Genomic DNA, 21635 nt, shown 5'->3' with positions numbered 1-21635 from the left:
ATTTTTGTATTCACTACATAGGCGATTGAGCTTCACTCTTGTGTAGCCGCTGCCGCAGGCTACATTTCAATCGATCAGAGCCACCCATCATGCGCCAGATGTTGATCGTACTTTTGCTGATCTACAGCACCACCGGCGTGGCCGCCGAGCCTGCTCGATTAAAAGAAGCCAATTTTCCAGATCACTGGACAGACGGCTCGCAAGTCATGGAACGCAAAGGCCAGATCGTACTGACGTATTTGTGGGCCGACATCTACGCCGCCGCCCTGTTCACCCAACCTGGCATCACCCCGCAACAGGCCTTTAACGAACAGCTCGACTTGCGCATTGAGCTGTTTTATCTGCGCGACCTGGATCACGGTGATATCACCAAAGCATCCGCCACTATCCTCAAGCGCCAGCAATCAGCAGCCATCCTGGCCAGTCTCGACGGCCCATTAAAAAAACTGCAAGCCAGCTTCGGCGACATCAAACGTGGCGACCGCTATGCCCTGGACTACGTCCCGCAACGCGGATTGAACATCGAGCGCAATGGCGCGGTGATTTTCAACAGCCAGAATCAAGAACTGGCCAAGATCTACCTGGGGATCTGGCTCGCACCCGAAGGTCTGCCCGAAAACCTTCGCCTGAATTTATTAGCACAAAGCCCCTGACCCGCCCGTGTAGCAGCAACAAATGTTGCCTACAATTCTCGATACACATATTGTTACAAAACTGTTTTGCACCATGGCGCATGCCTTGAGCTTGCAGTGTGGACGAGTAAAAACATGGATTGCGCATAAAAACAGATAAGAGCAGGTGATTTCAGATGGCCTCCAGTACGGGCAAAGGCAAGGCGATTTTTCGCGTTGTCAGCGGTAACTTCCTAGAGATGTTCGACTTTATGGTCTTTGGCTTTTACGCCACGGCCATTGCCAAAACCTTCTTTCCAAGCGACAGCGCTTTCGCCTCATTAATGCTCGCCCTCGCGACCTTCGGTGCCGGTTTCCTGATGCGCCCACTGGGTGCGATCTTTCTCGGCGCCTACATCGACCGTCATGGTCGCCGCAAAGGCCTGATCATTACCCTCGCACTGATGGCCATGGGCACCGTGCTGATTGCCTGCGTACCGGGCTATGCCACCTTGGGCGTTGCAGCGCCGTTGCTGGTATTGGTCGGGCGCTTGTTGCAAGGCTTTTCGGCAGGCGTGGAACTGGGCGGCGTGTCGGTGTACCTGGCGGAAATCGCCACACCCGGACGCAAGGGTTTCTTTGTCAGCTGGCAGTCTGCTAGCCAACAAGCGGCCGTGGTGTTTGCCGGCTTGCTCGGGGTTGGCCTCAACCACTGGCTGAGCCCTGAAGAAATGGGTGAATGGGGCTGGCGCATTCCGTTTCTGCTGGGCTGCATGATCGTGCCGGTGATCTTTGTGATCCGTCGCTCAATGGAAGAAACCCCAGAGTTCGAGGCTCGCAAACATCACCCTACCCTGCGGGAAATCGTGCGTTCTATCGGTCAGAACTTTGGCTTGGTACTGGGAGGCATGGCCCTGGTAGTGATGACCACCGTGTCGTTCTACCTGATTACCGCCTACACCCCGACCTTCGGCAAGGCAGAACTGCACCTGTCAGATCTGGATGCCTTGCTGGTGACCGTGTGCATTGGCCTGTCGAACTTCTTCTGGTTGCCAGTCATGGGCGCACTGTCTGACAAGATCGGTCGCAAACCGTTACTGCTGGGCGCCACCATTCTGGCGATCCTGACCGCCTATCCAGCGCTGTCATGGCTGGTAGCCAACCCGAGCTTCAGTCACCTGCTGATCGTCGAACTGTGGTTGTCGTTCCTGTATGGCTCGTACAACGGCGCGATGGTCGTAGCCCTGACCGAAATCATGCCGATTGAAGTGCGCACCACAGGTTTCTCGCTGGCCTACAGCCTCGCGACTGCGACCTTCGGCGGCTTTACCCCGGCGGCTTGCACCTACCTGATCCACGTCCTGGACAACAAGGCCGCCCCCGGCCTGTGGCTGACCGGCGCGGCAATACTGGGGTTGATTGCAACCGTGGTGCTGTTCCGTGGCAATCAGCACCAGTTACGTACGGCGCAATCGGCGGTGCCAAGTAACGGCTAAAAGGCTTCACACAACCTGTGGGAGCGGGCTTGCTCGCGATGCAGGCGATGCGGCTTCACTAAAACGCTGCGGTGATCCAATCGCGAGCAAGCCCGCTCCCACACGTTTTTTCTGCACAAAAAAACGCCCCGACAAATCGGGGCGTTTTCAGTTGCGGCGAGCGCTTAGCGTGGGAACGCAGGCGGGTTAACCCCGGCCATGTCTTCCATCACGCGTACTACCTGGCAGCTGTAACCGAATTCGTTGTCGTACCACACGTACAGCACAACGCGGTTGTCATTGCAGATAGTGGCTTCAGCATCTACCACACCGGCGTGACGCGAACCTACGAAGTCAGTGGAAACCACTTCCTGCGAGCTCACGAAGTCGATTTGCTTGTGCAGATCGGAGTGCAGCGCCATGTGACGCAGGTACTCGTTCATTTCTTCACGGGTAGCCGGCTTCTCAAGGTTCAGGTTGAGGATGGCCATCGACACGTTTGGCGTCGGAACGCGGATCGCGTTACCGGTCAGCTTGCCGGCCAGTTCAGGCAATGCCTTGGCAGCAGCGGTGGCAGCACCGGTCTCGGTGATAACCATGTTCAGCGCGGCGCTACGGCCACGGCGATCGCCCTTGTGGAAGTTGTCGATCAGGTTCTGGTCGTTGGTGTACGAGTGAACCGTTTCAACGTGACCGTTTACGATGCCGAACTTGTCGTTGACAGCCTTGAGCACCGGCACGATGGCGTTGGTGGTGCAGGATGCCGCCGAAACGATCTTGTCGTCTGCGGTGATTTCGCCGTGGTTGATGCCGTGAACGATGTTCTTCAGCTTGCCTTTACCAGGTGCGGTCAACACCACGCGGTCGATACCAGGGCACTGCAAGTGCTGGCCCAGGCCGTCTGCGTCACGCCATACGCCGGTGTTGTCCACCAGCAGCGCGTTCTTGATACCGTACTGGGTGTAATCCACCTCGGTAGGGTTCTTCGCGTAGATCACCTGGATCAGGTTGCCGTTGGCGGTGATGGTGTTGTTGGCTTCATCGACAACGATGGTGCCATCGAACGGGCCATGTACCGAGTCACGACGCAGCAGGCTTGCACGCTTGACCAGATCGTTGTCGGCGCCTTTGCGCACAACGATGGCACGCAGGCGCAGGCCGTCGCCACCACCGGTTTTTTCGATCAGGATGCGCGCCAGCAGACGGCCGATACGACCGAAGCCGTACAGCACAACGTCGGTGCCTTTACGTGCAGAAGCGTTTTGCTGACCTACTACATCGGCCAGTTCATCGCGCACAAACTGCTCAGCCGTGCGGCCATTGCCTTCGGCCTTGAACTTCACGGCCAGCTTGCCCAGGTCTACCGAAGCAGCGCCGAGCTTAAGCTCGCTCATTGCCTTGAGCAGCGGGAAAGTTTCGTGCACGGACAATTCGATGTCATCGGACTGACGATGGCGAGCAAAGCGGTGAGCCTTGAGAATCGCAATGACTGAACGGTTGATCAGGCTGCGGCCATAGATCGAGCTAACCACATTGTTATTGCGGTAAAGCTGACCGATAAGCGGAATCATCGCTTCTGCGAGTGCTTCACGGTCGATCCATTCACCAAGACACTGGTCGGGCTTCTGAGTCACGGGAACCTTCCACATGTAGGGGCTGAAAAAAGGGGCTACATTATGCCGCTGCGCCCCTGCAGGGGCAATGCACGCCTGTCATACTCAGTTACTGAAACGATTAAGCACCAACAAATATTGGCGAAAATTTTTCTAACATTCACCCGTTAATTGACCTTCACCCCCTGAGTAGCCCCGCCGGCACCCCCATGCCCGCTATCTCGCGCTGATTTGCACCTGCTTGAACACTGCAACTGACAGCCAGCCCTTTGGCCCGCTACAATTGCCGACTTTGTCGCAACGCTTGGAGCTCAACCTTCCGTGCCCGTCCTGCGTCTACCGAAACTCCCTGCTACGGCAGGTAAACAGCACTGGAGCAACCTGCCCGGTGCTGCCCTGAGCCTCGCGATTGCCGAGGCTGCCAGCGCCGCCAAGCGCTTCACCCTGCTCCTGACCGCCGACAGCCAAAGCGCTGAACGCCTTGAGCAAGAGCTGAGATTTTTTGCGCCCGAGTTACCGGTGCTGCATTTCCCCGACTGGGAAACCCTGCCCTACGATCTGTTCTCGCCACACCAGGACATCATCTCCCAGCGCATCGCCAGTCTGTACCGGCTGCCGGAGCTGAGCCATGGCGTTTTGGTAGTGCCGATTACCACCGCCCTACATCGCCTGGCCCCGACCAAATTTCTGCTCGGCAGCAGCCTGGTGCTGGATATCGGCCAGAAGCTGGATGTGGAGCAGATGCGCACCCGGCTTGAAGCCAGTGGCTATCGTTGCGTGGACACGGTGTATGAGCATGGCGAGTTCGCGGTACGCGGCGCATTGATCGACCTGTTTCCGATGGGCAGCAAATTGCCGTACCGGATCGACCTGTTCGATGACGAAATCGAGACGCTGCGCACTTTCGACCCGGAAACCCAGCGCTCGATCGACAAGGTCGAGTCGGTCCGCCTGTTGCCCGCCCGCGAGTTTCCGCTGCAAAAAGACGCCGTAACCCGCTTCAAGGCCCGCTTCCGTGAGCGCTTTGATGTCGACTTCCGGCGCTGCCCGATTTTCCAGGACTTGACCAGCGGCATCACCCCCGCGGGCATCGAGTACTACCTGCCGCTGTTTTTCGATGACACCTCGACCCTGTTCGATTATTTACCGGCAGACACCCAAGTATTCTCGTTGCCAGGCATTGAGCAGGCGGCAGAGAACTTCTGGTCTGACGTGCGCAACCGCTATGAAGAGCGACGCATCGATCCTTCGCGGCCATTGCTGCCACCTGCCGAGCTGTTCCTGCCGGTCGAAGACTGCTTCGCCCGCCTGAAAAACTGGCCCCGCGTGGTCGCAAGCCAGGATGACGTCGACACCGGCAGCAGCCGTGAACGCTTCCCGGCGCAAACGCTGCCCAATCTGGCGATTGAAGCCAAGGCCAATCAGCCGCTGCATGCCCTGGCGAGCTTTCTTGAGCAGTTTGATGGCCGCGTGCTGTTTACCGCCGAATCGGCCGGTCGCCGTGAAGTGCTGCTCGAACTGCTTGAGCGCCTCAAACTGCGGCCAAAAACGGTCGATAGCTGGCCCGACTTCGTTGCCAGCAAGCACCGCTTGGCCATCACTATCGCCCCGCTGGATGATGGCCTGCTACTGGACGACCCGGCGCTGGCGCTGATCGCGGAGAGCCCGTTATTCGGCCAGCGCGTGATGCAGCGCAGGCGCCGCGAGAAACGCGCAGATGCCAACAACGATGCGGTGATCAAGAACCTCACCGAGCTGCGCGAAGGCGCGCCGGTGGTTCACATCGACCATGGTGTTGGCCGCTATCAAGGCTTGGCGACGCTGGAAGTTGACAATCAGGTAGCCGAGTTCCTGACCCTGGAATACGCCGAGGGCGCCAAGTTGTATGTGCCGGTGGCCAACCTGCACCTTATCGCCCGCTATACCGGCAGTGATGATGAACTGGCGCCATTGCACCGTCTGGGCTCGGAAACCTGGCAAAAAGCCAAACGCAAAGCCGCCGAGCAAGTACGTGACGTGGCTGCCGAACTGCTCGACATCTACGCCCGCCGTGCCGCTCGCGAGGGCTACGCGTTTGCCGACCCGAAAGCCGATTACGCCACTTTCAGCGCCGGCTTCGCGTTTGAAGAAACCCCGGACCAGCAAACCACCATCGAAGCCGTGCGCGCCGACATGCTGTCGCCCAAGCCGATGGACCGTCTGGTGTGCGGCGACGTGGGCTTCGGCAAAACCGAAGTGGCGATGCGCGCGGCCTTTATTGCCGTGCATGGCGGTCGTCAGGTGGCCATCCTGGTGCCCACCACCCTGCTCGCCCAGCAGCACTACAACAGCTTTCGCGACCGCTTTGCCGACTGGCCGGTAACGGTTGAGGTAATGAGCCGCTTCAAGTCAGCCAAAGAGATCAATGCCGCGGTGGCCGACCTGGCCGAAGGCAAGATCGACATCGTGATCGGCACCCACAAGCTGCTGCAAGACGACGTCAAAATCAAAAACCTCGGCCTGGTGATCATTGACGAAGAACACCGCTTCGGGGTTCGCCAGAAAGAACAGCTCAAGGCCCTGCGCAGTGAAGTCGATATCCTGACCCTCACCGCAACGCCGATCCCGCGCACGCTGAACATGGCGGTGTCGGGCATGCGCGACCTGTCGATCATCGCCACGCCACCGGCGCGCCGATTGTCGGTACGCACCTTTGTCATGGAGCAGAACAAAAGCACGGTCAAAGAGGCCCTGCTGCGTGAACTGCTGCGCGGCGGGCAGGTTTACTACCTGCACAACGATGTAAAAACCATCGAGAAATGCGCCGCCGAACTGGCCGAACTGGTGCCCGAGGCACGGATCGGCATCGGCCACGGGCAGATGCGCGAACGCGAACTCGAACAGGTGATGAGCGACTTCTATCACAAGCGCTTCAACGTGCTGATCGCCTCGACCATCATCGAGACCGGGATCGACGTGCCGAGCGCCAACACCATCATTATCGAGCGCGCCGACAAGTTCGGGCTGGCGCAATTGCACCAGTTGCGCGGCCGCGTCGGGCGCAGTCACCACCAGGCCTACGCCTACCTGCTGACACCACCACGCCAGCAAATTACCGGGGACGCGCAAAAGCGTCTGGAAGCCATCGCCAACACCCAGGACCTGGGGGCCGGTTTTGTCCTGGCCACCAACGACCTTGAAATCCGCGGCGCGGGCGAGCTGCTCGGTGACGGCCAAAGCGGCCAGATCCAGGCAGTCGGCTTTACCCTGTACATGGAAATGCTCGAACGTGCGGTCAAATCAATCCGCAAGGGCGAACAGCCCAACCTCGACCAGCCCCTGGGTGGCGGTCCGGAAATCAATCTGCGGGTGCCCGCACTGATCCCCGAGGCGTATCTGCCGGATGTACATACCCGGCTGATTCTCTACAAACGCATCGCCTCGGCCACCGACGAAGAAGGCCTGAAGGACTTGCAGGTCGAGATGATCGACCGCTTCGGCCTGCTCCCCGAGCCGACCAAGAACCTGGTGCGCATTACCTTGCTCAAGTTGCAGGCCGAGCAATTGGGCATCAAGAAAGTCGACGCCGGGCCACAGGGCGGGAGAATCGAGTTTGCGGCTGACACCCCGGTTGATCCGATGGTGCTGATCAAATTGATCCAGGGCCAACCCAACCGTTACAAATTCGAAGGCGCGACCCTGTTCAAGTTCATGGTGCCAATGGAGCGCCCAGAAGAACGCTTCAATAACATTGAGACGCTGTTTGAGCGCCTCACGCCGAAGTCGCCCTGAATGAAATACCCATGCCCCTGAGCCAGACACCCCGACTGACCAAGCCGCTCGCACCGACTTGGGTCAGTCGCTTCAAAGAACAAAGCCTTGAGCGTGGCCGCCGCTACGCCAAGGAAAACCGCGTCAGAATCGTCCAGATCGGCGACAGCATGATCAACGCCAGCTGTCAGGGCTCAGGCGAAAACACCTACCGTCAGACCATACATTTACGCGAATCCGCCAAAGGCACTCTGCTGTTGGTGGACGCAACCTGCACCTGCCCGGTACGCACCAATTGCAAGCACACCGCAGCCGTCTTATTGAAGATTGAAGAAACCTTGAACTACCCTGCCGCCGCTCAGGATGCCGAGCTTCTGGAGAAACTCCAGGCCGTACTCGACTCACGTCGCCCCAACAACCTGCCCGAGCAATTGGTCGACGATGTCCAGCCAGTGCCACGCCTGTGGCTGGCCAGCGCCGAGTTCAGCGCCTTCGAACCGCGCAACGGCAAGATGCAACGCTATATCCAGCACCGCGCCGCATTGTCGTTCAACTACTTGGACCAGTACGTCAGCGGGCAAAAAAACACCGACATTCTGCTGCGCCAGGAACAGCAGACCCTACGGATCAAACGCCAGCCAGACACCGAGAATGTCTACCGAGAGCAGTTGCGCAGCCTGGGCTTCAAAATTGCCACCCGCCAGAGCAAAGCGCTACCCGAAAGTGCCGGCGAGCTGTTTGAGCTGGTCAATGACAGTGCCTGGCTGAATTTCACCCTCAACCAGATGCAAGCCCTGCGCGAACAAGGCTGGGAGTTGCAGATCGATGAGGGCTTCGGCTTTGACCTGAGCCCGGTCGAAGACTGGTACGCCAATGTCGATGAAGCCCCGGAGCGTGACTGGTTCGACCTGGAACTGGGGATTATCGTCAACGGCCGCCACCTGAGCCTGCTGCCGATACTGCTGAACCTGATGCGCTCCCACAACGACATCCTCAACCCGGAGAAACTTGCCCGGCGCCGAGATGACGAACTGATTCTGGTAAACATTCCGGCCAACCCTGGCAGCGGCCACGGCGCGCTGCAAGTTGCCTTGCCGTTTGGGCGTTTAAAGCCGGTACTCGCAACCCTGGACGAGTTCTATCTGGGCGAGCCGGATGCCACCTCGCTGCGAATCAAAAGCGCCGACGCGCTGCGCCTCAACGCTCTGGATGCCCTGCCCTTGCGCTGGGAAGGTGGTGAGCAGATTCGCGGCTTTGCCCAGCGCCTGCGTGACATCAAGGACTTCAGCGTCGAAGTGCCCGAGGGCCTCAACGCCAACCTGCGCCCCTACCAACTCGAAGGGCTGAGCTGGATGCAGTCGCTGCGCCAGCTTGAGGTCGGTGGCGTGCTGGCTGACGACATGGGCCTGGGCAAAACCCTGCAGACCCTGGCGCATATTCTGTGCGAAAAAAACGCAGGTCGCCTGGATCGCCCGGCCATGGTGGTGATGCCCACCAGCCTGATCCCCAACTGGCTCGACGAGGCCGCGCACTTCACCCCGCAGCTCAAGGTGCTGGCGCTGTATGGCGCCACCCGCAAAAAACACTTTGCGCACCTCAATGACTACGACGTAATCCTGACCACCTACGCTTTGCTGCCCAAGGACATCGAGCACCTGGCCAAACTGCCCTTGCACTTGCTGGTGCTGGACGAAGCCCAATACATCAAGAACCCAGGCAGCAAGGCCACCCAGGCTGCCTGCGAGCTGGTTGCGCGGCAACGCCTGTGCCTGAGCGGCACACCACTGGAAAACCACCTGGGCGAGTTATGGTCACTGTTCCACTTCCTGCTCCCCGGCTGGCTGGGCGACGTTAAAGCCTTCAATCGCGACTACCGGGTGCCCATCGAACGCCAGGGCAGCGCCGAACGCCTGCAACACCTGAATGCACGGATCAAACCGTTTTTGCTACGCCGCACCAAGGAACAGGTGGCCACCGAACTGCCGCCCAAGACCGAGATCATCCATTGGGTTGACCTCAATGAAGCGCAGCGCGATGTATACGAAACCATGCGCCTGGCGATGGACAAAAAAGTGCGCGACGAAATCACCCGCAAAGGTGTCGGGCGCAGTCAGATCATCATCCTGGAAGCGCTGCTAAAACTGCGCCAGGTCTGCTGCGACTTGCGGTTGGTCAGCGACACTGCGCCGAAAAAAGGCAGCACCTCGGGCAAGCTCGATAGCTTGATGCTGATGCTCGAAGAACTGTTTGCCGAAGGGCGGCGCATTTTGCTGTTCTCGCAGTTCACCTCGATGCTTGCCCTGATCGAAATCGAACTGAAAAAACGCAACGTCCGTTACGCCATCCTTACCGGGCAAACCCGCGACCGGCGCGCGCCGGTCAAGGACTTCCAGAGTGGCACGCTGCAAATCTTCCTGATCAGCCTCAAGGCAGGTGGCGTTGGCTTGAACCTGACTGAAGCCGACACGGTGATTCACTACGACCCGTGGTGGAACCCGGCGGCAGAAAATCAGGCTACCGACCGCGCCTACCGCATTGGCCAGGAAAAACCGGTATTTGTGTACAAGATGATTGCCCGCGGCACCGTGGAAGAGAAAATCCAGCACTTGCAGCAGGAAAAATCGGATTTGGCAGCAGGCGTACTGGACGGTCGAATCGCCGGAGACTGGAAACTCCAGGACGACGACATCGACGCCCTGTTTGCACCGTTGCCGCCTAAAACCGAGAAGCGCTGAACTCCACTGTAAAACATAAACCAGTGGATGCTCTGTTCCAGGTCAAGCCCCAGTGGGAGCGAGCCTGCTCGCGAATGTTTTTCGCGAGCAGGCTCGCTCCCACGCTTGAAGTATCTCTGTAGCCGCTGACGAGTAGAACGAGGCTGCGTTCAGCTGCGCAGCAGTCGCAAATCCTGAGCACCGGATTTAATTGGCACACCGCAGCGTCTGATCTCACGACAACTACGTCGCCGATCGCAGCCTCGCTCCGCTCCTCAGCGGCTACAAAACGATGCAGGGCTGATGATCAGCCCTATACCGCCAATAATTGCTTAAGCCCTGGTTGAGGGATGCCGTCAATCTATTAGCTGAGCATCCTTCAGAGCGCCCATCGCCACCAACCAACGCGGGCTCTGGCGATAATCGGTGCTGGCCCAGGCCTGGCCGCGCATGCGCGCGATCCGGGGCGAAGGAGTGACCTTCAAGCGCTGCGCTGCGCTGAGGGCAAGCTCTGCGGCAGCACGGTCGTTGCACACCAGCCCCATGTCGCAACCAGCCGACAAGGCAGCCTCAATACGGCTGGCGGCATCACCCACCACGTGCGCGCCGGCCATCGACAGGTCGTCACTGAAGATCACGCCGTCAAACTGCAATTCGCCGCGCAGGATGTCCTGCAACCAGCGCCGGGAAAAACCGGCTGGCTGGCTGTCCACTTGCGGATAGATCACGTGAGCTGGCATGACAGCTGCCAGATGCTTGCTCAGACGCGCAAAAGGCACCAGGTCATGGGCGCGGATCTGCTCAAGGCTGCGCTCATCAGTCGGAATGGCGACGTGGGAATCAGCTTCTGCCCACCCGTGCCCCGGAAAATGCTTACCCGTAGCAGCCATACCCGCGTCGTTCATCCCGCGAATAAAAGCCCCGGCCAATGTAGCTGCGCGCTCCGGGTCGCCCTCGAACGAACGGCTGCCAACCACAGCGCTGCGCTGGTAATCCAGATCCAGCACCGGAGCAAAACTCAAGTCCAGCCCTACGGCCAGTACTTCAGTCGCCATGATCCAGCCACACTGCTCGGCCAGGTACTCGGCGTTAGGGTTATCGGCAATGGCACGCATCGCTGGCAGGCGCACAAAGCCCTGACGCAAGCGCTGCACCCGGCCGCCTTCCTGGTCAACCGCCAGCAGCAGGTCCGGGCGCAACGCACGAATCGACGCACTCAACTCACGCACCTGGCGCGGATGCTCGATATTGCGTGCAAAAATGATCAAACCGCCCACTTCAGGCTGGCGCAGCAATTGCCGGTCTTCGGCCGTCAGCCAAGTACCGGCGACGTCCACCATCAAGGAGCCTTGCAAGGCAGAACTCATGGGAAATCCTTAAGAAAGAGAGTGCTCATTACCCGATCCGGATACGCGGGCACAGGCTTGCGCACCGCACTCCAGAGAGGCAGCGGAAAAATGAGAGACGGGAATAAGTCAGGGCTGGGCATGGCAGCTAGCTTAGCGGAACAAAGCTGCCACGCCCACCCGCAGCAGGTCAGACCTTGACGGTAACCGGCACGGTTTTACTGCGCGGGCGAAGCTGGGCAGAAGCCATCGCAGGATCAACAACGCCACTTTCAGCACGCATGCCTGCCGCGAGGAACGGGACCATCAGGCGCATCACCTGCTCAATTGAGGTGTTGACGCCAAAATCGGTCTCGGCGATGGCACGCAATGCCTTGATCCCCGACATGCTGAACGCCGCCGCACCCAGCATAAAGTGCACGCGCCAGAACAATTCGATAGGCGGAATTTGCGGGGCAGCTTCGTTGACCAGCAACATATAGCGGCGGAACACCTTGCCGTACATGTCTTCAATATAACGTCGCAAGTGACCTTGGCTCTGGCTGAACGCCAGCCCCAGCAAACGCATGAAAATCGACAGATCATTGCCACTGCGCGGCTGGATCACCAGTGCCTGCTCGACCAGCATTTCCAGTAACTCTTCAAGGCTGGGCCGGCCCTGAGGCTTGGCCTGACGGCGTTCCAGTTCGCGATCCAGGTTGGCGCAAAAAGGCCCCAGAAAACGCGAAAAAACCGCCTGGATCAGCGCCTTTTTCGAACCAAAATGGTAATTGACCGCCGCCAGGTTGACCCCGGCCTTGCTGGTAATCAGCCGCAATGAGGTTTCAGCAAACCCTTTTTCCGCGAACAGCTGCTCGGCAGCATCAAGGATACGTTCAACGGTTTCCGACTGGGCCATGACTACTCCGCCTGACATACATTTAAACACTTGTTTGAAACATACGTTTCAGCTTGTAAAAAGTCAAGATGACGTATTCGTTTTGCGACCGGGCGGTTTCGTATTTAACCACAGCCTCGGCCAGCCAGGCCCCACCTGATAAAGTACGGGCCGCACCGCGTATCAACGACCGTCCAGCGGACTGCTGGAAATGGGTGATTGCCAATAAGCCTTCACTGTATATAATCCCAGTCACTGTATAAAAAGACAGAGCGATCAATATGCTAAAACTGACGCCACGCCAAGCTGAGATCCTGGCCTTCATCAAGCGATGCCTGGATGACAACGGATACCCGCCCACCCGTGCCGAGATCGCACAGGAGCTGGGCTTCAAGTCCCCCAACGCCGCCGAAGAGCACCTCAAGGCCCTTGCTCGCAAGGGTGCCATCGAGATGACCCCCGGTGCCTCGCGCGGGATTCGCATCCCTGGCTTCGAAGCCAAATCTGACGAGTCAACCTTGCCCATCATCGGCCGGGTGGCTGCAGGCGCCCCGATTCTGGCGCTGGAGCATGTCGAAGAGTCGTGCAACATCAACCCGACGTTCTTCCATCCGCGAGCCGATTACCTGCTGCGGGTGCAAGGCATGAGCATGAAGGATGTCGGCATCTTCGATGGCGATCTACTTGCTGTGCACACTTGCCGTGAAGCCCGTAACGGCCAGATCGTTGTGGCCCGCATCGACGACGAAGTCACGGTAAAACGCTTCAAGCGTGAAGGCAACAAGGTCTGGCTGATTGCCGAGAACCCTGAATTCGCCCCGATTGAAGTCAACCTCAAAGACCAGGAACTGGTCATTGAAGGCTTGAGCGTCGGCGTAATTCGCCGCTAAAGGAGGCTTCATGCAGTTCCCACACACACCGCTGCCAGCACAACTCACCCTGTTCGAAGCGTTCATGGCACAACCCATGGCCCCTGCGATCAAGGACGTGCTCGACTCACCCTGGAGCGCCGAACCTGAAGTATTCAGTGAACTGTCGCTACGCGGTGCCGCCGGAAACTGCCTGAACCTGCTTGCTCCCATGCTGCGCGAACTTAGCGAGCAACAAAATGCCCGCTGGCTGACACTGATCGCACCGCCTGCAAGCCTGACTCAAAGCTGGTTACGCGACGCCGGGCTGAACCGCGAGCGTATCTTGCTGCTGCAGCCCAACGGCAATAAAAGCGCCTTGCAACTCACCTGCGAAGCGCTGCGCCTGGGTCGCAGCCACACCGTGGTGAGCTGGATCAACCCACTGAACAGCGCAGCACGCCAACAGTTGATCAGCGCAGCACGCACAGGCCACGGGCAAAGCTTGAATATTCGCTTGGGCTAAAACCTGACGCCGCCACAGGGCCAGTGCAGAACGCAATGGCCTGGCTGTGGCACACGGTTCAGGGCCGCTTAATGAAGAATGCGCGGCCCATCGTCTTTTTCGAGGTCGCCTTCGGCCAGTCGACCCGCCATTTGCACACCAACGCTGAGCATGGCTTTGGCCACCTCTACGTGCTGACCCTGAAGAAATGCCTTGGCATCTTCAGAAAAATTCAGCGTTACCAAAGACCCTTCGTCTTCAGCACGGCGCAACTCGATGCGGCCGTCTGGCAACTCGACAATTTCTAGAAAGGACGTTGGCATATAAATTTGTTCTCCACGAAAGCGCGGGAGTATATCAGCCATCCCGTGGAAAATTCCCGGGATCTGTAGCGCTTTGCATTACAGACTGATGAATGACTGTACCGTTTCGGTTTAGACCTTTAACACTCATTGAGTCCGTCACGAAACCGGATAGCCAGACCTTTAAGGTTCTGACGCCACTCCTCCATTGTTTCGCGGCTCAACGCCTGGGGCGCCTCGTCTTCCAGGTTGACCGCAACGATCAAAGGCTGGAACACATCCGCCTTGACCTTTTTCGGCGCCTGCAGCGGCTGATACAGCGCGGCATGGGTGGCCACCAGCTGCGCCAGCCAGGTCTGCGGCGCTTGCGCCAACTCAACCAGTTCTGCGAGCTCAGGAATAGCCTTCTGATCAAGCACTTGCTGAGTGAGCAGCAACTCGACCCGAGGTGCATTGGCCTGGGGCAGGCGATAAAAGCCCGCTATCTCGTGACACAAACCCAGCAGCGCGCCATACAAATGAAACACCGCCGACTCGCGCTCAGCCTGAACCAGAGCCTGAGCATTCATGGCTCGCCCCTCCCCCGCCTTGTTCATCGCCTCAAGGGCCAGGCCTGCAAAATAGATCTTCTGATTAGTGCGGGTATAGAGTTCGTGAGCCATGCGGGCGCTCCACAGCGAAAGGGTAAAGGCAGGTTGTGCAGTCTCAGGGATCAGGCTGTGCTGGCGCAAGGACTAACAACCCTCTGTAGCAGCTGCCGAAGGAACGAGGCTGCGTTCGGCGGCGCAGCCGTCGTAAAACCAGAGGCCGCAATCTACCTGAGAGGCCGCATGTTCAGGTTTTACGACCGCTTCGCGCTCGAACGCAGCCTCGTTCCTTCGGCAGCTGCTACAAGGCCTTGCACCAACAAAAAACCGCGCAAGGCATGCAGCCCTTGCGCGGTTTTTTATTCAGCTACCAGCTCGGATCAAGCGTCTTTTTCTTTACGCTTGTCTTCTACCTTCCAGCTATTACCGTCGTAGAACGCACGCCAGCCAGTCGGCTTGCCGTCTACTTCCGTCTGCACGTACTGCTCTTTCGTCTTGCGACTGTAGCGAATCACTGCAGGGCGGCCATCCGGGTCTTTCTTCGGCGCTTCACACAAGAAGTGGTACTTGGGATCAATCTCGTCCTTGTGCGGAACAATCTCGATCACCAGCGGCGCACGGGTCTCGCGGTTTTTCGGGAACTGGCTCGCTGCCAGGAACAACCCCGAAGCACCGTCACGCAGGATATACGTGTCGTTGACCTTCTCGCACTTCAGCTCCGGCATTTTCACCGGGTCCATTTTCGGCGGCGCAGCTTCACCGCTTTTCAGCAGCTTGCGGGTGTTTTTGCATTCTGCATTGGTGCAGCCGAAGAACTTGCCGAAACGGCCGGTTTTTAGCTGCATCTCGCTGCCGCACTTGTCGCATTCAAGGCTCGGACCTTCGTAGCCCTTGATGCGATAGTTACCTTCTTCGATTTCGTAGCCCACGCAATCCGGGTTGTTACCGCAGATGTGCAGCTTGTGCTTCTCATCCAGCAGGTAAGCATCCATCGCCGTGCTGCAAATCGGGCAACGGTGTTTGCCCAACAGCACCAAGGATTCGGACTCGCCTTCGTCGTCCGCAGCGATTTCGTCGCCCGGCACCAGGTTGACGGTGGCCTTGCAACGCTCTTTAGGCGGCAGGCTGTAACCCGAGCAACCCAGGAATACACCGGTAGAAGCCGTGCGAATCTGCATCGGACGACCGCATTCCTTGCATGGAATATCAGTCATCACTGGCTGGTTGGCACGCATCCCGCCTTCCGGCGCCGCCGCTACTTCAAGCTTCTTCTTGAAGTCGCCGTAGAACTCGTCCAGCACGTTTTTCCAGTCGCGCTCGCCCTGAGCCACATCGTCGAGGTTCTCTTCCATACCGGCCGTGAAGCCGTAGTCCATCAGGTCGGAGAAGCTCTCGGACAAGCGTTCGGTAACGATGTCGCCCATTTTTTCGGAGTAGAAGCGGCGGTTATGCAACGCCACGTAACCACGATCCTGAATGGTCCCGATGATCGCGGCGTAGGTCGAAGGACGACCAATACCGCGCTTTTCCATCTCTTTTACCAAGCTGGCTTCAGAGTAACGCGCAGGCGGCTTGGTGAAATGCTGGCTCGGATCAAGTTCGATCAGTTTCAGCACGTCGCCCTGGACCATGTCCGGCAGTACGTCATCGTCGCCCGGTTTGGCAATTTGCGGCATCACACGGGTGTAACCGTCGAATTTCAGAATGCGGCCCTTGGCACGCAGCTCGAAATCACCGGCAGCCACACTGACAGTGGTCGACAGGTATTTGGCCGGTAGCATCTGGCAAGCCACGAATTGGCGCCAGATCAGCTCGTAAAGGCGCTCAGCGTCGCGCTCCATGCCCGACAGCTTGCTCGGGTGCATGTTTACGTCAGAAGGACGAATCGCTTCGTGAGCCTCCTGTGCGCCTTCCTTGCTGCTATAGACGTTCGGTGCTGGCGGCAGGTAGTCCGCGCCAAACTCGCCTTCGATGTAGGTACGCGCCATCTCGACTGCATCAACCGACAGGTTGGTGGAGTCAGTACGCATGTACGTGATGTAGCCCGCTTCGTACAAGCGCTGAGCCATCATCATGGTTTTCTTCACCCCGTAGCCCAGACGATTGCTCGCGGCCTGTTGCAGGGTGGAGGTGATGAACGGTGCCGACGGCTTGCTACTGGTCGGCTTGTCTTCACGCTTGACGATGCTGTAGTTCGAAGCCTTGAGCTTCTCCAGCGCCGCCATGGCCTGAGCTTCGTTCAGCGGCTTGAACGCCTCGCCTTTTTCACGGGCGACGTCGAAGCGCACTTTCGCACCCTTGGCAGTACCAAGGTCGGCGTGAATTTCCCAGTACTCTTCAGGGTTGAACGCACGAATCTCGCGCTCACGCTCAACCACCAGCTTCACGGCGACCGATTGCACACGGCCAGCCGACAGGCCACGGGCAACCTTGGCCCACAGCAGCGGTGAAACCATGTAACCCACTACGCGGTCGAGAAAGCGGCGTGCCTGTTGGGCGTTAACCCGGTTGATATCCAGCTCACCCGGCTTGGAGAAGGCTTCCTGAATCGCCTTCTTGGTGATTTCGTTGAACACCACGCGCTTGTAGCGGCTGTCATCACCACCAATGGCTTCGCGCAGGTGCCAGGCAATGGCTTCCCCCTCGCGATCCAAGTCGGTTGCGAGATAGATGGTGTCAGCATCCTTGGCGAGCCGGCGCAGCTCTTCGATGACCTTTTCCTTGCCGGGCAGGATCTCGTACTTGGCTTTCCAGCCATGTTCGGGATCGACGCCCATGCGCGAGATCAGCTGCTTTTGAGCCTTCTCTTTTGGCGACAGGGCCGACGCTTCGCCCGCCGCTGCCTTGCCACGCTTGGCAGCCGGTTCTTTGCTGGCGCTAGCCGAACCGCTGGTGGGCAGGTCTCGGATATGGCCGATACTCGACTTCACCACGTACTCGTTACCCAAGTACTTGTTGATGGTCTTGGCCTTAGCCGGGGATTCCACAATGACCAGCGATTTGCCCATGGATCAGAAAATTCCTGAATTCTAGAAGTGAAAGGCGGTTCGCGCCTGACGCGGCACCGCTATATATAGTGGCTACAAGGTGAGGTCAAGCACAGGGTTCTGCGCGACCTTGCCTTATGGCCGGGAAAAAAGGCTGGTTTCGGCCTGAATCAGGGCAAAGCGCGGGACTTGTTCACCCTCGACGATGACTGACTCCAGGAACATGCTCAGCGGGCGCACCCAAAAGCCGTAATCGCCATACAGGGCTTGGTAGAACACTACGTCCTCTTCGGTTTCAGAATGGCGAGCCACACTGAATACCCGATATTGCGGGCCTTTGTAGTGCTGATAGAGCCCAGGTTGTAGCGGCATGTTGCGGCCCCTCTGCAAATAAAAAAATAAACTCGCTTAAAAACAAAAACCGGGGCACAAGGCCCCGGCTTCCATCAACGCAACGCTTAGACGCGTTCGAAGACGGTGGCAATGCCCTGGCCAAGACCAATGCACATGGTGGACAACCCGAAGGTACCGCCATTTTGCTTCATTACATTGAGCAAAGTGCCGGAGATACGCGCACCTGAACAACCAAACGGGTGACCCAGAGCGATGGCACCGCCGTGCAGGTTAACCTTCTCATTCATCTTGTCGAGCACTTTCAAATCTTTCAGCACTGGCAGAGCCTGTGCAGCGAAAGCTTCGTTAAGCTCGATGAAGTCGATATCGGCCATATTCAAGCCCGCACGCTTCAATGCTTTTTGTGTAGCCGGTACTGGACCATAGCCCATGATCGCTGGATCCACACCGGCAACCGCCATCGAGCGGATGACTGCCAACGGCTCCAGACCCAAGTCTTTGGCACGCTGGGCAGACATCACAATCATGCACGAAGCACCATCGGTGATTTGCGACGAAGTGCCTGCAGTCACGGTGCCGCCTTTAGGGTTGAACGCAGGTTTCAACGCCGCCAGGCTTTCCAAGGTGGTATCTGGACGAATGGTTTCATCGTAGTCGAAAACTTTCAGGAAACCGTTTTCGTCATAACCCTGCATCGGGATGATTTCGTCCTTGAACTTGCCTTCTACCGTCGCCTTGTGGGCGAGTTGGTGAGAACGCACGGCAAAGGCATCCTGTTGCTCACGGGTAATACCGTGCATCTTGCCCAGCATTTCCGCGGTCAAACCCATCATGCCCGAGGCTTTTGCCGCGTACAGCGACATGTGCGGGTTAGGGTCAACGCCGTGCATCATGCTCACGTGGCCCATATGCTCGACGCCGCCAACCACGAACACGTCACCATTACCGGTCATGATCGCTTGCGCTGCAGTGTGCAGGGCGCTCATGGACGAGCCGCACAGGCGGCTCACGGTCTGCGCAGCAGAGGTGTGCGGGATCTGGGTCATCAGCGACGCCATGCGCGCGATGTTCCAGCCCTGCTCCAGGGTCTGGTTTACACAGCCCCAGATCACGTCTTCCACTTCGCCCGGGTCAACCTTGTTGTTGCGCTCCAGCACTTTGCTGATCAAGTGCGCAGACATGTCTTCAGCACGGGTGTTGCGGTGCATGCCACCCTTGGAGCGGCCCATCGGGGTGCGACCGAAGTCTACAATCACCACGTCTCTAGGATTCAAGCTCATAATTTCACTCTCACTCTAATGGGGCGCTTAACCGAAGAAGCTCTGGCCGTTTTTGGCCATCTCACGCAGCTTCGCCGTCGGGTGGTACAGCGCGCCCAGTTCAGCGTACTGATCAGCCAGTGCTACAAACTCTGCAACACCGATCGAGTCGATGTAGCGCAGAGCGCCGCCACGGAACAGCGGGAAGCCAATACCGTACACCAGGCCCATGTCGGCCTCGGCTGCAGTTTCAACGATACCGTCTTCCAGGCAACGCACGGTTTCCAGGCACAACGGGATCATCATCCAGTTGATGATGTCTTCGTCGCTCACGTCGCGCTGCTCGTAAACGATCGGCTTGAGTACTTCAAGCACGCTCGAATCAACCACTTTCTTCTGCTTGCCGCGTTTGTCTTCTTCGTAGGCGTAGAAGCCCTTGCCGTTCTTCTGACCCAGGCGCTTGGCCTCGTACAGAGCGTCAATCGCCGAACGACGGTCGTCTTTCATACGGTCCGGGAAGCCTTCAGCCATCACGTCACGACCGTGGTGGCCGGTGTCGATACCGACCACGTCCATCAGGTACGCCGGGCCCATTGGCCAGCCGAATTTTTCCATGACCTTGTCGATGCGCACGAAGTCGACACCGGCGCTGACCAGCTTGGCAAAACCGCCGAAGTACGGGAACAGCACACGGTTGACCAAGAAGCCCGGGCAGTCGTTAACTACGATCGGGTTTTTACCCATTTTCTTGGCGTAGGCAACGGTGGTTGCTACAGCCAGATCGCTGGACTTCTCACCGCGGATCACTTCCACCAGGGGCATCATGTGCACCGGGTTAAAGAAGTGCATGCCGACGAAGTTTTCCGGACGCTTGAGGGCTTTGGCCAACAGGCTGATGGAAATGGTCGAGGTGTTGGAAGCCAGAATGGCGTCTTCGCGAACGTGATTTTCCACTTCCGCCAGTACGGCTTGCTTGACCTTCGGGTTCTCGACTACCGCTTCGACCACCAGGTCGACGTTGCCGAAATCGCCATAAGACAGCGTAGGACGAATGCCATTCAGCACTTCGGCCATTTTCGCTGGGGTCATGCGACCCTTGTCAACGCGACCTACCAGCAGCTTGGCGGCTTCAGCCAGCCCTTGCTCGATGCCGTGCTCGTTGATGTCTTTCATCAGGATCGGCGTACCTTTGGAAGCCGACTGATAGGCAATACCGCCCCCCATGATGCCAGCGCCCAGAACGGCAGCCTGCTTCACGTCTTTGGCGATCTTGTCGTAGATTTTTGCTTTTTTCTTCAGTTCCTGATCGTTCAGGAACAAGCCGATCAAACATTGCGAAGCTGAGGTCTTGGCCAGTTTGGCAAAACCTGCGGCTTCCACTTCCAGCGCCTTGTCACGACCGAAGTTCGCGGCTTTCTGGATAGTCTTGATTGCTTCGACCGGTGCCGGGTAGTTTGGACCCGCCTGACCAGCTACAAAACCTTTGGCGGTTTCGAAAGCCATCATTTGTTCGATTGCGTTGAGCTTGAGCTTTTCCAGCTTCGGCTGGCGCTTGGCCTTGTAGTCCAGCTCGCCACTGATGGCACGCTTGATCAGGTCCAGCGCGGCAGCGCCCAGCTTGTCAGCAGTCACCACAGCATCGACGGCGCTGACTTTCAGAGCATCTTCGGCGCGGTTTTCTTTGCCCGAGGCAATCCACTCAACCGCGTTATCAACGCCGATCAGACGCGGCAGGCGCACGGTGCCGCCAAAGCCTGGGTAGATGCCCAGCTTGACTTCCGGCAGGCCGATTTTTGCGCTATCAGCCATGACCCGGAAGTCAGCAGCCAGACACATTTCCAGACCGCCGCCCAACGCGATGCCATTGATGGCCGCGACGGTAGGCACATTGAGGTCTTCGAAATCACTGAAGATCTTGTTGGCTTCCAGGTTGCCAGCGATCAGCTCGGCATCCGGCAATTTGAAGTTTTCGACGAATTCGGTGATGTCGGCGCCGACGATAAACACGTCTTTACCGCTGGAAACGATGACGCCCTTGACCGAAGCATCTGCCTTGATCGCATCTACCGCCTGACGCAATTCGTTCAGGGTTAGACGGTTGAACTTGTTGACGGACTCACCCTTGAGGTCGAACTTCAGTTCGACGATGCCACTTTCAAGAGCCGTAACCGTGATGGCTTTACCTTCGTAAATCATCAACTGATCTCCAGGATATGGAAGCTGAACAGTACACGTCGCACGCCTGCGTCTGGCTGTCATTGACCTTTGCGTCAAGGTTGATGCCAATACGCCAGACACACCCGCCAACGCGATAATCGGGGTTGAATGAGAGTCGTCTGACATGACAAACACTCAATTCATACGCCCGTTTGATTTGGGTGTCGACACCTTCACGGAAAAGCGATCG

15 protein-coding genes are annotated in these 21635 nt (G+C 58.1%); 6 read left to right on the top strand and 9 right to left on the bottom strand.

Annotated features, from left to right (window positions below):
- The first annotated feature begins 89 nt into the window (after window positions 1-89).
- Window positions 90-653, top strand: coding sequence for a chalcone isomerase family protein (locus tag N7D90_RS06855; RefSeq protein WP_261741455.1), 564 nt, complete (start codon window positions 90-92; stop codon window positions 651-653).
- Window positions 654-808: 155 nt separating this feature from the next.
- The gene (locus tag N7D90_RS06850) at window positions 809-2107 is read left to right on the top strand and encodes an MFS transporter (RefSeq protein ID WP_261741454.1); all 1299 of its coding nucleotides are present in this window, start codon (window positions 809-811) and stop codon (window positions 2105-2107) included.
- A 164-nt stretch (window positions 2108-2271) separates the two neighbouring features.
- Here N7D90_RS06850 and N7D90_RS06845 read toward each other — a convergent pair whose 3' ends face one another.
- The gene (locus N7D90_RS06845) at window positions 2272-3735 is read right to left on the bottom strand and encodes a glyceraldehyde-3-phosphate dehydrogenase (protein ID WP_261741453.1); all 1464 of its coding nucleotides are present in this window, start codon (window positions 3733-3735) and stop codon (window positions 2272-2274) included.
- Between the two features lie 285 nt (window positions 3736-4020).
- Here N7D90_RS06845 and mfd point away from each other — a divergent pair, with 285 nt between their 5' ends.
- Together mfd and N7D90_RS06835 are read left to right on the top strand one after the other, a co-directional pair.
- Window positions 4021-7470 (top strand): transcription-repair coupling factor, encoded by a 3450-nt coding sequence (mfd, locus tag N7D90_RS06840; protein WP_261741452.1) that lies wholly within the window; start codon window positions 4021-4023, stop codon window positions 7468-7470.
- Between the two features lie 11 nt (window positions 7471-7481).
- On the top strand, window positions 7482-10184 hold the full coding sequence (locus tag N7D90_RS06835) for a DEAD/DEAH box helicase (RefSeq protein WP_261741451.1): 2703 nt from the start codon (window positions 7482-7484) through the stop codon (window positions 10182-10184).
- Between the two features lie 335 nt (window positions 10185-10519).
- Here N7D90_RS06835 and nagZ read toward each other — a convergent pair whose 3' ends face one another.
- The gene (gene nagZ, locus N7D90_RS06830; protein ID WP_261742392.1) at window positions 10520-11518 is read right to left on the bottom strand and encodes a beta-N-acetylhexosaminidase; all 999 of its coding nucleotides are present in this window, start codon (window positions 11516-11518) and stop codon (window positions 10520-10522) included.
- A 181-nt stretch (window positions 11519-11699) separates the two neighbouring features.
- A complete protein-coding gene (locus N7D90_RS06825; RefSeq protein ID WP_261741450.1) occupies window positions 11700-12407 on the bottom strand; it encodes a TetR/AcrR family transcriptional regulator in 708 nt (235 codons plus the stop codon).
- 260 nt (window positions 12408-12667) lie between these two features.
- Here N7D90_RS06825 and lexA point away from each other — a divergent pair, with 260 nt between their 5' ends.
- A complete protein-coding gene (lexA, locus tag N7D90_RS06820; RefSeq protein ID WP_019827486.1) occupies window positions 12668-13276 on the top strand; it encodes a transcriptional repressor LexA in 609 nt (202 codons plus the stop codon).
- Between the two features lie 10 nt (window positions 13277-13286).
- The gene (sulA, locus tag N7D90_RS06815; protein WP_261741449.1) at window positions 13287-13760 is read left to right on the top strand and encodes an SOS-induced cell division inhibitor SulA; all 474 of its coding nucleotides are present in this window, start codon (window positions 13287-13289) and stop codon (window positions 13758-13760) included.
- 68 nt (window positions 13761-13828) lie between these two features.
- Here the strand turns inward: sulA and N7D90_RS06810 are convergent, their stop codons facing one another.
- From N7D90_RS06810 to fadB, 6 genes are all read right to left on the bottom strand, one after another.
- Window positions 13829-14062 (bottom strand): hypothetical protein, encoded by a 234-nt coding sequence (locus N7D90_RS06810; RefSeq protein ID WP_261741448.1) that lies wholly within the window; start codon window positions 14060-14062, stop codon window positions 13829-13831.
- Window positions 14063-14181: 119 nt separating this feature from the next.
- Window positions 14182-14703, bottom strand: a complete 522-nt coding sequence (locus tag N7D90_RS06805) for a DUF6586 family protein (RefSeq protein WP_261741447.1) — start codon at window positions 14701-14703, stop codon at window positions 14182-14184.
- 305 nt (window positions 14704-15008) lie between these two features.
- Window positions 15009-17636 (bottom strand): type I DNA topoisomerase, encoded by a 2628-nt coding sequence (topA, locus tag N7D90_RS06800; protein ID WP_261741446.1) that lies wholly within the window; start codon window positions 17634-17636, stop codon window positions 15009-15011.
- A gap of 114 nt (window positions 17637-17750) precedes the next feature.
- The gene (locus N7D90_RS06795) at window positions 17751-17987 is read right to left on the bottom strand and encodes a DUF1653 domain-containing protein (protein WP_261741445.1); all 237 of its coding nucleotides are present in this window, start codon (window positions 17985-17987) and stop codon (window positions 17751-17753) included.
- 86 nt (window positions 17988-18073) lie between these two features.
- On the bottom strand, window positions 18074-19249 hold the full coding sequence (fadA, locus tag N7D90_RS06790) for an acetyl-CoA C-acyltransferase FadA (RefSeq protein WP_261741444.1): 1176 nt from the start codon (window positions 19247-19249) through the stop codon (window positions 18074-18076).
- Between the two features lie 27 nt (window positions 19250-19276).
- The gene (gene fadB, locus N7D90_RS06785; protein ID WP_261741443.1) at window positions 19277-21424 is read right to left on the bottom strand and encodes a fatty acid oxidation complex subunit alpha FadB; all 2148 of its coding nucleotides are present in this window, start codon (window positions 21422-21424) and stop codon (window positions 19277-19279) included.
- Between the last annotated feature and the right edge of the window lie 211 nt (window positions 21425-21635).

It is taken from the genome of Pseudomonas fragi (assembly GCF_025426255.1).
Classification (GTDB): domain Bacteria; phylum Pseudomonadota; class Gammaproteobacteria; order Pseudomonadales; family Pseudomonadaceae; genus Aquipseudomonas; species Aquipseudomonas kulmbachensis.
The sequence above is the reverse complement of the archived record's forward strand: the minus strand, read 5'-3'. Positions and strand labels throughout refer to the sequence as shown.

Coding starts and splice junctions, on each gene's coding strand:
- N7D90_RS06855 (WP_261741455.1), top strand. CDS start 90: ATGCGCCAGATGTTGATCGTACTTTTGCTGATCTACAGCACCACCGGC.
- fadB (WP_261741443.1), bottom strand. CDS start 21,424: ATGATTTACGAAGGTAAAGCCATCACGGTTACGGCTCTTGAAAGTGGC.
- N7D90_RS06810 (WP_261741448.1), bottom strand. CDS start 14,062: ATGCCAACGTCCTTTCTAGAAATTGTCGAGTTGCCAGACGGCCGCATC.
- fadA (WP_261741444.1), bottom strand. CDS start 19,249: ATGAGCTTGAATCCTAGAGACGTGGTGATTGTAGACTTCGGTCGCACC.
- N7D90_RS06805 (WP_261741447.1), bottom strand. CDS start 14,703: ATGGCTCACGAACTCTATACCCGCACTAATCAGAAGATCTATTTTGCA.
- sulA (WP_261741449.1), top strand. CDS start 13,287: ATGCAGTTCCCACACACACCGCTGCCAGCACAACTCACCCTGTTCGAA.
- topA (WP_261741446.1), bottom strand. CDS start 17,636: ATGGGCAAATCGCTGGTCATTGTGGAATCCCCGGCTAAGGCCAAGACC.
- N7D90_RS06835 (WP_261741451.1), top strand. CDS start 7,482: ATGCCCCTGAGCCAGACACCCCGACTGACCAAGCCGCTCGCACCGACT.
- N7D90_RS06825 (WP_261741450.1), bottom strand. CDS start 12,407: ATGGCCCAGTCGGAAACCGTTGAACGTATCCTTGATGCTGCCGAGCAG.
- N7D90_RS06795 (WP_261741445.1), bottom strand. CDS start 17,987: ATGCCGCTACAACCTGGGCTCTATCAGCACTACAAAGGCCCGCAATAT.
- N7D90_RS06845 (WP_261741453.1), bottom strand. CDS start 3,735: ATGTGGAAGGTTCCCGTGACTCAGAAGCCCGACCAGTGTCTTGGTGAA.
- N7D90_RS06850 (WP_261741454.1), top strand. CDS start 809: ATGGCCTCCAGTACGGGCAAAGGCAAGGCGATTTTTCGCGTTGTCAGC.
- lexA (WP_019827486.1), top strand. CDS start 12,668: ATGCTAAAACTGACGCCACGCCAAGCTGAGATCCTGGCCTTCATCAAG.